The organism is Agrobacterium tumefaciens (assembly GCF_013318015.2).
GTDB lineage: Bacteria > Pseudomonadota > Alphaproteobacteria > Rhizobiales > Rhizobiaceae > Agrobacterium > Agrobacterium tumefaciens.
The window spans coordinates 1-14,443 of the sequence record NZ_CP115842.1 but is presented as its reverse complement, the minus strand read 5'-3'; the positions used below and the strand labels follow the sequence as shown (position 1 = coordinate 14,443).

The 14,443-nt window shown below is 57.5% G+C and carries 16 protein-coding genes; 9 read left to right on the top strand and 7 right to left on the bottom strand.

Annotated elements, in window-relative coordinates:
• The first annotated feature begins 135 nt into the window (after positions 1–135).
• Both G6L97_RS13730 and G6L97_RS13725 read left to right on the top strand, forming a co-directional pair.
• Positions 136–1,884 carry a hypothetical protein gene (locus tag G6L97_RS13730; RefSeq protein WP_174002980.1) on the top strand — a complete coding sequence of 583 codons (1,749 nt, stop codon included), beginning with the start codon at positions 136–138 and terminating at the stop codon, positions 1,882–1,884.
• Positions 1,885–2,097: 213 nt separating this feature from the next.
• Positions 2,098–3,372: a plasmid recombination protein gene (locus G6L97_RS13725; protein ID WP_174002977.1), complete on the top strand. Its 1,275-nt coding sequence runs from the start codon at positions 2,098–2,100 to the stop codon at positions 3,370–3,372.
• Between the two features lie 11 nt (positions 3,373–3,383).
• Here G6L97_RS13725 and G6L97_RS13720 read toward each other — a convergent pair whose 3' ends face one another.
• On the bottom strand, positions 3,384–4,202 hold the full coding sequence (locus G6L97_RS13720) for a hypothetical protein (protein WP_174002974.1): 819 nt from the start codon (positions 4,200–4,202) through the stop codon (positions 3,384–3,386).
• Between the two features lie 221 nt (positions 4,203–4,423).
• On the opposite strand from G6L97_RS13720, the gene G6L97_RS13715 reads away from it, so the two are divergent.
• Both G6L97_RS13715 and G6L97_RS13710 read left to right on the top strand, forming a co-directional pair.
• On the top strand, positions 4,424–4,975 hold the full coding sequence (locus G6L97_RS13715) for a hypothetical protein (RefSeq protein WP_174002971.1): 552 nt from the start codon (positions 4,424–4,426) through the stop codon (positions 4,973–4,975).
• Positions 4,972–5,247 (top strand): hypothetical protein, encoded by a 276-nt coding sequence (locus tag G6L97_RS13710; protein WP_174002968.1) that lies wholly within the window; start codon positions 4,972–4,974, stop codon positions 5,245–5,247. The genes G6L97_RS13715 and G6L97_RS13710 overlap by 4 nt, the downstream gene beginning before the upstream one ends.
• Before the next feature lie 236 nt (positions 5,248–5,483).
• Here the strand turns inward: G6L97_RS13710 and G6L97_RS13705 are convergent, their stop codons facing one another.
• The 4 genes from G6L97_RS13705 to G6L97_RS13690 all read right to left on the bottom strand — a co-directional run bounded on the left by G6L97_RS13705 (position 5,484) and on the right by G6L97_RS13690 (position 8,262).
• Positions 5,484–5,609: a hypothetical protein gene (locus G6L97_RS13705; RefSeq protein ID WP_272438441.1), complete on the bottom strand. Its 126-nt coding sequence runs from the start codon at positions 5,607–5,609 to the stop codon at positions 5,484–5,486.
• Between the two features lie 10 nt (positions 5,610–5,619).
• Positions 5,620–5,895 (bottom strand): hypothetical protein, encoded by a 276-nt coding sequence (locus tag G6L97_RS13700; protein WP_174002966.1) that lies wholly within the window; start codon positions 5,893–5,895, stop codon positions 5,620–5,622.
• Positions 5,896–5,915: 20 nt separating this feature from the next.
• Complete coding sequence (locus G6L97_RS13695) at positions 5,916–6,155, bottom strand: hypothetical protein (RefSeq protein ID WP_174002963.1); 240 nt, start codon at positions 6,153–6,155, stop codon at positions 5,916–5,918.
• A 376-nt stretch (positions 6,156–6,531) separates the two neighbouring features.
• A complete protein-coding gene (locus G6L97_RS13690; protein WP_174002961.1) occupies positions 6,532–8,262 on the bottom strand; it encodes a site-specific integrase in 1,731 nt (576 codons plus the stop codon).
• A 128-nt stretch (positions 8,263–8,390) separates the two neighbouring features.
• Between G6L97_RS13690 and G6L97_RS13685 the strand changes: the two genes are divergently transcribed.
• From G6L97_RS13685 to G6L97_RS13670, 4 genes are all read left to right on the top strand, one after another.
• Entirely contained in the window at positions 8,391–8,948 is a 558-nt protein-coding gene (locus G6L97_RS13685) for a very short patch repair endonuclease (protein WP_323131703.1), read from the top strand.
• A gap of 145 nt (positions 8,949–9,093) precedes the next feature.
• Complete coding sequence (locus tag G6L97_RS13680; protein WP_174002955.1) at positions 9,094–10,053, top strand: DNA cytosine methyltransferase; 960 nt, start codon at positions 9,094–9,096, stop codon at positions 10,051–10,053.
• 2 nt (positions 10,054–10,055) lie between these two features.
• Positions 10,056–10,919: an NgoMIV family type II restriction endonuclease gene (locus G6L97_RS13675; protein WP_272438508.1), complete on the top strand. Its 864-nt coding sequence runs from the start codon at positions 10,056–10,058 to the stop codon at positions 10,917–10,919.
• Between the two features lie 87 nt (positions 10,920–11,006).
• Positions 11,007–11,879, top strand: coding sequence for a NaeI family type II restriction endonuclease (locus G6L97_RS13670; protein ID WP_174002952.1), 873 nt, complete (start codon positions 11,007–11,009; stop codon positions 11,877–11,879).
• 341 nt (positions 11,880–12,220) lie between these two features.
• On the opposite strand, the gene G6L97_RS13665 is transcribed toward G6L97_RS13670, so the two are convergent.
• A complete protein-coding gene (locus tag G6L97_RS13665; RefSeq protein WP_174002949.1) occupies positions 12,221–13,039 on the bottom strand; it encodes a hypothetical protein in 819 nt (272 codons plus the stop codon).
• Positions 13,040–13,153: 114 nt separating this feature from the next.
• The gene (locus G6L97_RS13660) at positions 13,154–13,879 is read right to left on the bottom strand and encodes a dCTP deaminase domain-containing protein (protein ID WP_174002947.1); all 726 of its coding nucleotides are present in this window, start codon (positions 13,877–13,879) and stop codon (positions 13,154–13,156) included.
• Positions 13,880–13,928: 49 nt separating this feature from the next.
• On the opposite strand from G6L97_RS13660, the gene G6L97_RS13655 reads away from it, so the two are divergent.
• The gene (locus tag G6L97_RS13655) at positions 13,929–14,438 is read left to right on the top strand and encodes a deoxycytidylate deaminase (RefSeq protein ID WP_174002945.1); all 510 of its coding nucleotides are present in this window, start codon (positions 13,929–13,931) and stop codon (positions 14,436–14,438) included.
• The last annotated feature ends 5 nt before the right edge of the window (positions 14,439–14,443 follow it).

Genomic DNA, 14,443 nt, shown 5'->3' with positions numbered 1-14,443 from the left:
TGACGCTGGCTCGCCCACGATCGAGCATAGAAAAACCGCCATCAACGAGGTTGGCCCCTCTCCGGCGGTTTTTACAGGATGTTCCAGAATGCTGAACGACATTGCTGAGATTGTAAACTCGCCGTTGACGGCTAGTTGAGCGCCCGGCGCGGATATTCACCATCCGAAGCCGCGCCGAAGACTGTTTTTCAAAACCAAATTGTTGACAACGCCATGTCTGGCCTCGCGAAACGCGCCGCCGAAGCTCTGGCAGCCCGCACCGCCATGGAGATGGTTGCGAACGGGCCTGCGAAGAAATCCCATCACGACGTTCTGCAATCGAATACCGGATGGGAGATGGACCCTGTTGCCTGGGCGAAGCGCGCTGCCGCTTCCCGGCTTCTGACTGAACAGACGGAGCATATCGCATCGGCGTTGGCTCGCGGCGGCATCAACGTCATCCGCGACGGGGACGTGACACTGATCTCCGCCGTGACGGGCATTGTGGAATCGCTTCCGGTCTATCTGGCGGTGCGGTTCCTTCCGACGGTCGCCGCCCGTGATCGTCGTCCGATGGTCAATGCCTTAAAGCTTTTCATGTCCGGCACCAGCCACAAGACCGCTTACATCGGCAAGTACATGCGTTATGCCGTGTTCACCGCTCCCCAGCCCGTCCCGGCCTTCGGGACCCTCCGTGAGGAAATCCAAGCGCTCTCCCGCCGGATTTCGAAATGGGCGCACCGGGTCAAGAAATACGGCGTCGAGGTCGTCTTCCGGGGGATCGAATTCACGAGGAAGACGGCGGAACAGCGCGGCATGACGGATCGGTATGCGCCGGGTACGGTCCTCTATAACGTCCATGCCAACGTGATCTACTGGCCGACCCGCAACATGAAAGGCGAGTGGGAGAAGTTCCTGCGGGAGACGCATGAGTTCATGGGCTCCGAGTGGAAGGACAACGGCAGGGTCCAGAGCGTCGAGGAGATCGTCAAATATTGTAGCAAGCCCGCCGACACCCTCGCGGCGTGCGACGACGAGCTCGTGTGGCTGTATCGGCAGACCCAGCGCCTGAAAATCTGGCAGCCGCTGGGGCCGTTCGCGGAATGGCTGCGGGACCTGAACAAGAGCAAGGAGAAAGTCGTACGCGTCCATGTCGGACACGGCGATGGCAAGCTGATGCGCGTGAGGAAGCTGTCACGCAAGGCCGATGACGGCGAGCCGACCGACACCGACGATGATGTTCATGAGGATGGCACCTTGCCTGCCGTTCCACCGGAGAAGCCGGAACGGAAGTCGCGGAACGAGCGGGCTGATGGATCAGGCAACATCGTGCTCGGCCTGTCCCTGCCACAGTGGCGGCATTCGCCGTGGGCAGAACCCATGATCATGGTCCAGCACTACGATCCTGCCCGGTTGTCCGAAGAGGATGGCCTCGACATCCGGGAATGGCAAAAGCGGGCGCGGGAGTGGTGGGACGAGGCGTTCGGACCGGAGCCGGAGGAAGCCCTGCGCGTGGCCCGCATGGCGATGGATGCAACTGCATCGTCGGACGATATACGCGAGGCGGCGGAAGCCGCCTGGTATATCGTTCACACATGTAGGCCAACTGTCCCGACAGGGACCCTAGGTCATTTCGAAGATTGCGAAATCGAGGATGAGGACGAGATTGAAGACGACGTGAGGAGCATCGTGAATCTCTTCGAAGGGGCGAAAGTCGTCAGGATCACGCCTCGACCGCCGACCGAAGACGACGAAATTCCATTCGAGACTGACGAACAGGCCGAACGGCAGGCTCGAATGCGGACGATTCAGGAAGCCCATGAACCGGGCTGGGCGAAGCGTCGGCTGTCGGCCCCTTATCATCCATCGGAACGTTGGGATGATACTTGCCGCATCGCGGCGTGACGGCGGCAACGATCGTCACCATGGCAACCTCCCGGTTGCCTCGTCGCCCGGGAGGCGGCGATAAGGCCCCTGCCAGGTCCGGCGGAAGGCCTCCCCGAAGGGTGGACGCTTTGACCGAAGGGAAAAGTATTAGTCCGTCGCTACGACTTCGTTTCCGTTGTTTCCTGCGCCGCCGGCGCTGACCATTTTCCTGTGACAGGCGGGAGGCGGGCGATGGCGTTTCAATTCATCCACATGCAGGGTTACAGCCGGAAGGGTGACGGCAATGGGCGCAACACATCCTTCATCTTCGGAGAGGCACGCCGGGACCCCACCGCCTGCCATCATGTCGAGGTGCCGCGCCCTGCCGTGATCGTCTATGGCGTGGACATCGATCGGGTCGAGGCGATGCACGATGCAGCCGCCGCTGATGCCCGGACAACGCCGAAGGGCGGCAAGGAACGCCGCGTGAGGCAAGACCAGCACACTCTGATGACCGTCGTCGCGAGCCATCCGCTGACCATGGATGAGGTCGCCGCCGATCCAGCGAAGCGGGCCGAGGCTGAACTATGGGAATCCATGACGGTGGACTGGCTCCGGGACCTCTACGGCGACGGTCTCGTGTCGGTTGTCCGGCATGAGGACGAATCCAGGTGGCATGTCCATGCCTACATCCTGCCTCGGGATCGGGAGATGAAAGCGGCTGGTCTGCACCCGGGCCTCGTTGCCAAGGCCAAAATCATGGCGGCCGGTCCCCGTGACGATGAAGACCCGAAGGTGCTGAACAAACGCGGCGACAACGCCTACAAGGCGGCGATGCGCGGCTGGCAGGACGCTTATTTCGATGCCGTCGCCGTCCGCTGCGGCCTCGCCCGAATCGGCCCCGGCCTCCGCCGTCTGTCGCGGCAGGAATGGCAGGCGGAGAAGCAACAGGCCAAGGCGTTACAGAAGACTTTGGAAAGGGCGTTGGAAGTCCGCGAGGAGGCGAAGTCCGTCATCAGCACGACGAAGGCCGATGCCGCCATGATCCGGGAGTCGGCGGCACGAGCGCAGGCGGATGCCGATCACCTGCTTGCCGCCGCCAAGACCGCAACGAATGCCGCGTTGCAGGCACAGGATAAGGCATTGCGGGAACAGCGTCGGGCGAAGTCGATGATGAACCGGGTCCGCGAAGAAGGCGCCCGCGTCCGGGAGGCTGCGGCGCACCTCCAGCGCCTGCCCGGCATTCTGCGTAGCCTTTGGGATGGGTTCCAGAAATCAAGAATTCAGGATCGTCTCCGGGAGGCTGTCGCCTCGGAAGTGGACGATCTGCGTCGAGCTGCCTCCGATGCCCACGACCGTGCCGCCACCGCCGATGCCGGAAGGCGAGAGGCCGAAACCCGGGCTCGGAACCTGCGGCAGAATCTGACAGAGGTAGGGTATCAGCTTGCAGAGACGCGGCTGGAAATCGCCGCGCTTCGGCCTCCAGAATCTACTTCGGCTTTGGGAGCTCTCTCAAATCGGCGGTGAACAAAGTCAGGTCACGTTTCCTCCTCGATTGATTTGATGCGTCTCATTATTGCATCGAGAAACAGGTTCCGTGAGCTTCCCGCTCCAGAGTTGTTGTCAGCCATCATCGTGGCGATGTCATCCACCAAATCTAGTCCGCTCGTCTCTGGGAATTTAAGAACCTGCTTTCCGGCAAAAATCTGCCCGGCAGCTATTCGTTGAATTGATGCCAGATCCAGTGGTTCGATTTCACGGCTGAGTATGCGGAGTTTTTCGGATGCGGGGATGCCGCCCACATCGGTATATTCTCGCGGCAATCCGATAGCAGTCTCAACATCCCTCCATGTGTATCTAAGTTCTGCCATGCCATCTTCAGTGAACGCACGACGGGGGCAAGTCTGGAACGGAAACGCATCTGCACATTCGAGCAGTAGGGTGGCCAGCTTAGCAATATGAACCGCACAGCAACTGCCAATGTCTCTCCCAGACAGTTCCTCGGGCAATGCATTTGGCTGTCCTACAAAGCGGTAGGTCCAACCTCCTCCCGGGAGGCTCCCCCCGACAAATGATACTGGCCCCTGTTTCTGTGAGATGTTCCGCAACTCGATGAAGAACCGCATCGCGGTATCAGTTCTCATCACAGCTTGTTTTTGTGCGTACCACGTGGCGAATCCAGGCACCTCAGACATCACCTTCTGAAGGACGAAGGTGACGCTTCTGCTTGCCGAGAGGAATGCATTCAATTCGAACTGGAATGCGGGACCGCTAACCTGAGCTAGATGCGCAAGGAAATATTCTGCCTCAAGCAGCTTTTCTACAGCCGAACGTAGAGTCGTGAATTGATGAGCCATCAATGTAGAATGCACATGATTGGCTCAGTATAAAGCCTTTCCTTGGTGCGATTTGCGCCGGTCCTTGTTGAATCGCATCCTTCTTATTGGGAAGCGTTGCAAAGAGGGAAACGGTGAAGCCAGAACGGAAAAAGAGGCGTCGAAACTGCGCTGATCGGGTTAGCCGCGCTCTTGTGGAGCGCCAGCGGCAACGCCGGGGTGCTGATCCTGCGGGCAAGGTGATGCTCCAACTTCTCGGCATCCTGTCCGCGCTACTTGCCGTCAAGCCGCAAATGCCGGAATTCTCGTTCTCTTTCGGAAACCGTCACCCGGGAGCTCTTTCGGCTCCCTCCCGGGAGTCGAAATCATCGTCCTCCGGAAAGGCGAGCCTCGACTATCTCGATGATGAGGACCGCGGCCCGACCGCATATGCGATGGAGCGCGGTATCGACATGATGCATTACCCGACCACCAGCCGCGTGGCACCAACATGGTCGAGGCTGGTGAAGGATTTGAAACGCCCGCGATCGGCGGCACGAGCGCGTGAACTTCTCGAATATCGCGTTCCCCCGGGAGCGGTGGAATGGCTGAGGAACCGCATCTATGTCCAGGACTGGATGTCTCTGCGCACGCTTGGCATGAACGGTGCGACAGATGACGAGATCGCCGTCGCAGCCCTCCGGGAGGCGACGCGGTGGGAGGCTGCGCAGCCCAAGCCGCCGGAACCCGAATCGAATCCTGATCGGGGACCTGAGGGCGATGATCCAGAAAACACGAAGGGGCCGAAGACATGAACGATCATGTCGCCCTCGGCTATCCCGTACTTGCCGACATCCTCGTCCATCTCGGATTGCCAGCCGTCGCCCGGGAGAGGATCGCCGAGATAGATCGGAAGCTTTCGGAAGAGCTTGATGACGGAGCGGTGGACATCGAGCGTTGTGCGTCCCTTGTTCTCGAAGCCGCAGAGCTTGTTGCAGATGTCGATCCGGCAGGCTTCGACTGGTCGGGATGGAACGAAGGTGATCCGGGAGAGGATGATGGCTTCGCTTCCAGCCGATCGGAGTAGGTCAGGGTGACGACGGCAATTCCAGCCACTGGGACAGACCACACGAAAACGGGACCGATCCGGCCCCGCGTCCACTTTCTAATCCATTTTAAAGGCCGTATAGGGCCTTCTGGCGTTCCGGGTGGTGTCTTTACCCATCCGCTTTCGGGATGGCGCCTGAGCGCATTGCGCGTTCGGTTTCGTGTATGGTTTCCCATACGCCGAGCAAGTCGGCGGGGATGTCCATCAGCCGTCGATCAAGATCCCATAATACCCATTCGTTCGAAGCCTCGTGCGGCATCCCGGATTTCATCCATCAGACGATTGTAACGTTGATAGTTCAGCGGGAACTGTTCTGTCGGTATCTGCGTGATGTCGTTCATGTTCATCCTTTCACTTCACAATCCGGATGGCAGCGCGACGGGCCTCTATCTCTGCCGTTCGGCATGCCGTTTCAAAATCGTCCTCGATACTTTTGTGAATGACAACCTGATCTCCGTCACGAAAACCGATGACTTCGCAAGATGCGGGAGCTTCTTGATCGGGCTCGCCGATGATCACCATGTCATAGTCGTCTTCGGGGCCCTCTCCGGCCATGTAATAGTTCGTCCATGCATGCTCTGCGATGTCAGTGTCACGTTCCCATCCTTCAAATTTCACGGCTTTCATGTGGGTGCCCTTTCTGGTTGTCATGCGGCTTGCTTGAAAGTTTCCAGAGCTCGGATGCCTCGGCGCTGAACGTCGCGGGCAAGAGCCTGCGCGGTTCCGGGGATACGGGTCCGCTGAACAAGGTGCTGCGCACCAGTCCTGCGGACGCGGACATAGATCATGGCGATATAGAAGAGGTGGCCTAGGCTGTCGGAATGCATCGTTTCGACAACGATGACATCAATCGCCAGACCGCGAATCAAGGTCTTTTTCGTCTCCATGAAAATCTCCATAACTCATTGAAAACATGAATTTTATAGCAAATTTCAGGAGTCGAGCCCAGGGCGATCGGAATTGATTTTCGGGAACCCGGAAAGAAGGCGTCGAAGGTGTTAACGTGAGTCAGGTTGGCACAACGGCTAGGCTGGGGTTGACTGTGGGAGGGGCGGCATAGGCTCTTGTCCCGCCTTGGCCTAACAGGGCATGGCGGTGCCCGGAGGGCATCAAGAGCCGCCCCTCCCGCTGTCACTGAGCGAGAAGGTTCCGCAACTATTTTTTCCCCGGTCCGCAAGGCGGATCGGGGCGGGACACGTGGCCCGCCCCGAAGGGCAGGAAAAAATCGTTGTGGAAGAGAGCGATGCTACCCCTGCCGGGTGGTTACTTCCGCCCTCTGTGAATCCGCCCATTCGCATCAAGAACGGGCGGTGTGAGCTTTCTCTTCTTCACGGCAATTTTCGGCAAAGGCAGCGGGGTATCGGCTGATGCCGTCCCGAGGAATGCAAGATCAAGAGGCGGCTCGAACGCCTCGACCACTTCCTTGAGCTTTGCGGTGCTGACACGTTTTGTGTAGGTGCGCCCCTCGCTGCCCCCTCCCTCGTGGCCCATAACTGCATCGATATGCGATTCTTTGAGGTCGGTAGATTCCAAGATGGTTCTAAAAGTGTGTCGGAAAGAATGGAACACGGTTTTTGAACCGACGCCCAAGTCAATCTTGAGCCTTGAAAAATCGCGGCTGAATGAGGCACTGATGCTTTTGCCGAACGGAAGTTCGGGAGAGAAGAGATGTTCGGCACCTCTAGCCCGCTGCGCTTTTACGAAGTCCATAATGCCATGCTTCAGCAGCCATGAGTGTATCGGGATGACACGCCTGCCAGCTTCCGATTTCGGGTCCCAGTCCTGTCGCGCGGTGATGTCGAAGCATGGCATGCCATCCTTGACAAGTATATCGGTGCCTGGACGCAGGCGGCATATTTCCTCCAACCTCATGCCGGAATAGAGCGAGATGAGTGGTAGCCAGTGCAAGGCACTGGAGCCCGATGCATCCCGGTATTCGCGGGACGTAAACAGCCGCTGCATGTCTTCGCGAGACCAATCATTGCGGGCGGATTTCTTCTGCTTCGTACCGGGGAACGAATGCCCTGAGAAAGGTTGGAGGGTGGCGGGGACATGCTTTCGGTGAATGAGCCACTTCCAAATGGAATTCATCCCGGAGAAGTGACGCTTGGCAGTCTTCATGCTGACCCGCGGCAGGGTCTTGTCAGCGCGGGCGCGGGCGAGTTCCTTTTTCGGGGAAGCGGTCCCACCCTTGCCATGGGTGGATGGCAACTGGAGAATGAGCTCCCTGAATTCTGCGGCCTTCTCGAACGTAATCCGCCCGACAGGAAGGTCGTCCATCAGGCTGATGAACATTTCCACGGTCTTCAGATACTGATCTGCGTCCTTCAGAGGATCATTGTAATTGTATCCGGCTATGATGTCCTTCTGCCAAGATTGGATGAACGTCGAAAGCTTCGTCATGTTTGCGGGCGGTTCCGGCGGCGTTACTGCGGCTACGGTCTGCATCGTGGCCACTGCGACGGGTTCCTGTCCGAAGACGGCTTCCATTTGACGATCGACATATTCGCGTAGTTGATCCTGAAGCGCTCTCGCTGTCCGTCGAAGGCGGTCCCCGCTTCGAACGTCAAAATATTCTGAGTGGTCCAGCGCGGCATTCGCTTCTTGACCGAGATTGTCACCGTAAGAGACGCCTTCATCCGCGCTCATCTTGAGGAGCGTGTCCGGCAGAGATTCATGATAGGCCCTGAGTCCACCGGGCGACATCTCGTCCACGATCTTGAGGCGTTGCTTCCACGGTGGCGTGTTCAGCCATCTGCGAACGGCAACCCGGATATCGTCATCCGTGAATGGAAATTCATCATCCTCTTCCAACGTCCGAAACAAACTCTCTGTGGCAATAAACAGGTGCGCTGCTCGCGCTCTGGCTGTTCTTCGCACGGTGGTCTTTAAAGACCTGTATATTTCAGACTGACCGAGGCGGGCTTGAAGAGAGGCGGGGACTCGCCGCCGGAAAAAGAAGGAATCGGCTTCGCGCCGGAGGAAGTTCGACATCGGCAAAAGCGCCCTTGTGGGGGTGCAGTGTGGGGGTATTCCCGGCACTGGCGACGTGTGGCTAAGTTATTGAATAATAACAGGGAAAGTGGCTGGGGAACCTGGGTTTGGACAGCCGTTTCCAAAAAATGTTTACATACGATCAGTTAACGGGAGGGCCGCAGCTCCGCCCTTGGGCGGGTGGGGGACATGGAGATCGATATGTACATATATGCAAGCATTCGATAAGGCTCAAATGTTGTCACGGAAAATCAGCCCCAACGAAGATGCCCGAAACGACCGAACAACGTAGTCAAAATATGTCGCGCATTCGGAGCAAGGATACTGGCCCCGAAATGAAGGTGCGCCGGCTTGTTCATTCCCTCGGGTATCGTTATCGGCTCCATCGGAAGGACCTCCCGGGGAAGCCGGATATAGTCCTCGGGCCACGTCGGAAGATAATCGAAGTAAGAGGCTGCTATTGGCACGCACATTTGCGGTATGATCCCACGTGCTGGGAAGCGCGTTCGGCGGCAAAGTCCAATACCGGGTACTGGGGACCTAAAATGGACCGAAATGTCGCCCGCGATGCCGCGAACCTATCCAAGCTTGAGGAAATGGGATGGCAAGTCCTCGTGGTCTGGGAATGCGAACTTCGCAACATAAGGGACGTTGAGCAACGAATCACCGACTTCCTCCAAGCGTGAAGTAAACCTGTGGATTCCCGCTCCGTTCCCCCGGTCAAGCTTGCGAAAACCTTGTAACAATAACTTGACGGATGAATCCGTTGCGCCGAGTCGCACGCCGTGCTACCTCGGCAACGTTCTTTTTTTGTTCTTGTTCGGAGGCCCAATGTCTTTCACCTCACTTGAAATGTGCGCTGGGGCTGGCGGTCAAGCACGAGGCCTTGAGCTTGCAGGTTTCGACCATGCCGGCGTTGTGGAGATCGATCGCGACTGCTGTGCAACCCTCAGACTGAACCGCAAGGAATGGACCGTACACGAGGAAGACCTGACACTGTTCGACGGTCGCAGCTACAAGGGCATCGACCTCCTTGCTGGTGGTTTGCCGTGCCCGCCGTTCTCCATTGCTGGAAAGCAATTGGGGGACAAAGACGAACGTAACCTGTTCCCGGCCGCCATTCGATTGGTGAATGAGACACGCCCCAAGGCGATCATGATTGAGAACGTCCGTGGATTCTTGGGTGCGGTCTTTGAGGATTATCGCGGATTTATCCGAGGCGAACTGAAGAAGCTGGGCTACGAGGCCCATTGGCGTCTATTCAATGCCAGCGATTACGGCGTGCCGCAGCTCCGTCCGCGCGTGATCATCGTCGCTCTCCGCGACGACATCAAGGACCGTTTCGAGTGGCCGACGCCATCGCCGGCCGATGCTCCAACTGTCGGCGAGACTCTGTTTGATCTGATGGGGGCGAACGGCTGGAAAGGAACAAAGGCTTGGGCTAAACGGGCGAATGACGTTGCGCCCACCTTGGTCGGAGGAAGTAAAAAGCATGGCGGCCCGGACCTTGGCCCGACACGCGCGAAGAGAGCGTGGGCAACGCTCGGTGTTGATGGGATGGGCATTGCCGACGAGGCACCTGCTCGTGACTTCGTCGGGATGCCGCGCCTAACGGTGCGAATGGCTGCGCGCATTCAAGGCTTCGATGACGCTTGGCATTTTCACGGCAGGAAGACCGCAGCATACCGTCAGGTTGGGAACGCCTTCCCGCCGCCCGTTGCGCGGGCTGTGGCCGAAAAGGTCCGTGAAGCGATAGAAGCCCGTACAGTTTTTGGGGCTGTTGCGGTTTGAGCGTGATTGCTGCTCAAGCCTATTTCGTCGAAGCCCGGAAGGCCTTCCACGCCGCACTGTTCAACAGCAAGATTCTTTATCTCGACGGGAACGGCAATCCTTCAATCGCTGACAAGGATTCAAACCAGAGCGTGAAGATCGCGAAGGGCATTATCAGCCGGCTAGGCGACGAAGTTGTCGGCGCTCGAATGGCCGGCCAGATGGCAGGCAGCAAGTTCGAGGAGGTCGTAGGTAAGTACGTCGAGCAGACGTTGCCGCGGCTGGGAATTATCAGACCTGGCACCTTCACGGTGATTAAAGGCGGCCGGCGACTGGCAATCGCCGAAGCAGACCAGTATTCACACTTGGCTTCGCTGAATGACCTGGCTGCCACTAATCCAGAGCTCGCCGTCGCCATAGGGATGGACTACATCATCAAACCTGACGTGATGATCCTGCGCTCGCCGTTGACGGATGAACAGATCAATGCCGACGAATTTCTCGTCGATGATGACGTGTCGCGACTGACAACTTTAAGACTGAAGAACAGCGCTCTTCCGATCTTGCACGCTAGTATATCCTGTAAATGGACCCTGCGATCGGATCGCGCCCAGAACGCCAGATCAGAAGCTCTCAATCTCGTTAGAAATCGGAAAGGACGCGTCCCCCATATCGTGGTCGTTACTGCCGAACCGACACCAAACCGCCTTGCGTCCCTTGCTTTGGGCACCGGAGACATAGATTGTGTCTACCACGTCGCATTGCCTGAACTTCAAGAGGCGATTGCTGAGCATTCATTCGAGGATGCAGCCGAGATGCTGAAGACGATGATACTTGGAAAGCGCATCCGTGATATTTCCGACCTACCATTCGACTTGGCGACTTGATAGAGCAGTCGGGATAGCGTCCCGTTTTGATCCGGTAGCGCGACGGGATTAACAGCTCAGAAACCATGCCGATCCATAGTTGTCGGCATGTCTCATGTACCACTCGATTCGACACACGCTGATTTCGCAGTTCTCGCGTCCATTGTCACGACGATAATCCGTCAGGGTGGTGGGTTCGACACGTTCGCCGAGAAGGTCCCCGCTCTGTTTCGGCAAGCTTACGATGAGGTGATCGACGCTCCCCGAACTAACCGCTTCACTCTCGAGGAGACCGAGAAAACAGAAAAGACATATATCGGCACCAAGGTCGAGATACTGGTTAGGGACTATCTGAAGCTTCCTAAGGGTAAGCTACTCGATCTACTGGTGAACGGGGTAGAGGTCGACATCAAGAACACGACGGGGCGATCGTGGATGATCCCGACCGAAAGCATCGGGCATCCCGCTTTGCTCCTAAGGACGAATGAGAAAACCGCTCGCTGTGATGTGGGGATCGTGGTGTGCCGGCCAGAATATCTAAGCACTAGCACCAACAAGGATTCAAAGCGGCAGATCAGGGCGGAGCACTACCCGTCAATCTGGTGGATTCTACGCGACCATCCATATCCCCCGAACTTCTGGGAAGTGCTGCCTCCTACGGATCGGGAGGCGATCATGTCTCCGGCGTCCGGCACTGTGAGACTCGCGAGATTGTTCGAGACGGTGCAGAAACGGCCGATCTCCCGCAATCAAGTTCAAGCTATTGCGCAGCAGCATGACTATATGAAGCGAATCCGCCGGAATGGGGGCGCGCGCGATATCCTTGCGCCGAAGGGTATCGCAATACTCTGGGGCTCCAAAGACCGCGATCTGATCGAACAGCTGAACCTTGGCGCTGTGACGCCCGATGAATTCGTCAGCGTGACCCCCGCGACTGACCACGAAGCGGCGATACTCCGCGCAGCCGGTCATATCGACTGAAATACTTGGAGAGTATCGCGACGTGGCACGGTGATCGGCGCTTGACCGATGCGCGTTAGCGACCAACCATGAAAAAACCGCCATCAACGGGCTCGCAACCCTCCGGCGGTTTTTCTTGGGAATGTTCAATAATGATGAACGAAATTGAAATTGTTGTAAAGCCGCAGTTGACGGCTGAGTGACCGCCGGGCTGGGACATACCCCAGCCGAGCCGACGCCACCCCAACCCCCAGACTCAAATTTGTTGACAAGCTCTTCGCTGACAAGGGCTTTGAATTCGACCCCTACGACGACGCACAGACGCGTATACGTGCCGCCGTCCCGCAGCCCTCTCAGCTTGTTCAGGACATGATTGCTGCCTCGGTGGCGCGCGCCCGCGCCCGTATCGCCGAAGGCGACGAGCAAGCCGAAGGCGCGCAGGTAGCCGCCCGCTCCACGGCCCGCTTGAGCGCCTGCGCCTGCGTCCGTTCCGCCATCCATTCCTCACGGGTCAACCGCCGACGCGTAGGACCGATACGGGTAAGCTCGCATGGCACGGCCACGGCCTCGTGATACGAGTCCTGCCATTCGCGCATCGCGCCCTTGTAGGCGGCGTTGGACCGCTTGTTCAGGGCCTTTCCGTCCTCGCCCGGTCTCCGCCCCTCGGCCATTACCGCACGTTTCGCGACGATGCCTGGATGGAAGACAGCGGCCCTGAGTTCCGGGTCCGCCGTCGGCAAGACGTAGGCATGGATATGCCACTGCTGTTCGTCAGTGTGACGGATCACGCTCTTGAGCGCCGGGCCGTACTGGCGCTTGAGCCAGTCGATCGTCAGGCGCTCCCATTTCCGAACCTCGGCCAACTTAGACTTGTCGGCGCATACCTCTTCAACAGTGTAGGGATGTGAGGCGACGAAGGTGTGGAGGGTCTTTTGAGTGCTCTGGATTTTCCGTAGCTTGCCCCGTGCGCCGGGCGTCATCGCGACCTCAGCCGCGGCGTCGTGCATCGCCCGAACCTCCTCCACGCCGACGCCCCAAATTGTCGTCGGCGGCTTGGGATCGCGAACGTGGGCCGACGCTACCGGCTTTCGCGCAGCTTCATCTAAAACGAAGGTGGTGTTGCGCCCCGTGGCATCGGGACGTCGGCACCAGGGTTCGAGGTGGACGAACTGGAAGGCCATGACGGGCACTCGAAGGAATACCCCAGTGTGCCTGCCGGCGGAAAGGAAAGGAAGGCAAAAGTACCATGATTGTGACCGACTATCACCATTCCTACGTCATGGTGTCGGCCCTTGTCAGGGAGCTGGTGGACGCTTTTCGAGTTCTTCTATCTGCTCCTTGAGAGTGATGATTTCCTTTCGAAGGTTGGAGAGATCGAACTCGGATGGCCTTAACGTATATGCTGGGTGAAGATATGAGGTGACGAGCTGAACAATGGCAAACAATAGTGCTATACCTGCGATCCAAGCAAATGCGTCGTCACGCACTTTTTTTAAGACTGCGTCTCCGGCAGATTTCGAGATTTTTTCACTATCCAGAAATGTCAGGGGGAACGTAGTTGAAGCAGATTTTTGGATATCCGAAGTGTACTCATTCAGCGGAGGGCTCCGCCTTAACAGGTTTGTAGGTGCGGGATCATGTTCAAAGAAGCTGGCTCTGAGGAACGCATCGCCTTTCATGATGGCGTAGGGCTGTCGACTGAAATTCAACAATGTTGTGGAGATGGGACCGTCCCATCCCGGATCGACGATCCCAACAGTAAGAGCCCAAATTCCTCGTCGCGTTTGAGTTGTCTTGTATGTAACATGCCCGGTGACGGTTGGCGGAAGGTTGAAGACCTCGGCGGAGCAAACTTGAACCATACAGCCTGGCTCTAGGGTGAATGGTCCTTCGACTTTTTTCCCTTTGTGGTCGATTATTTCTCCGATGGTTAAATCGACACTTGAACCTTGTTGTAGCGGTTTGGTGCCGGGCTTAAACAAAATGCTCGGGTTTAACGAAGCCCCTGCCAAAAGTGTCATGATTCCCCCTTATATGAAGTGGGAGAGTGTTTAACAGATCGGATAAGTTGTGACAATTTCGGAAATCGACCGAAGGTTCTTGATGCGTTGTGAGGAGGTTCGTCGCGAGAGCTTCGACCCTCATCGCTCCGTCGGGGCCGTAATCGTATCTTCAGATGGCTCGACCATCGGAATAGGTGCAAATAGACCGCCAACTGAACTGAATTTTACTCGCGAAGAAATCCACGAGCTGGTGGCAAACGAACCGCAGTCCAAATACTTCCTTCTGGAACATGCGGAGAGGAACGCGATTTCGCAAGCCCAGAAAAACGGGGAGCAGTTAGCGGGCGCTACAATGTATTGCTCGTTGTTCCCATGTGCCGATTGCGCTCGGGCTATCGTGAGCGCGGGCATCTCTAGGTTGGTCGTACCTCAACAGACCCTCAATTCCGTCCGTGACCTCAAGTGGGCAGACCATTACAAATACGCGCGGACAATTTTTGACAAGGCGCAAGTTCGGGTCGATACAATTCCCGAATTGTCGGATGATGACACAAGCGCGTTGATCGCGCGCGGCTAGGCATT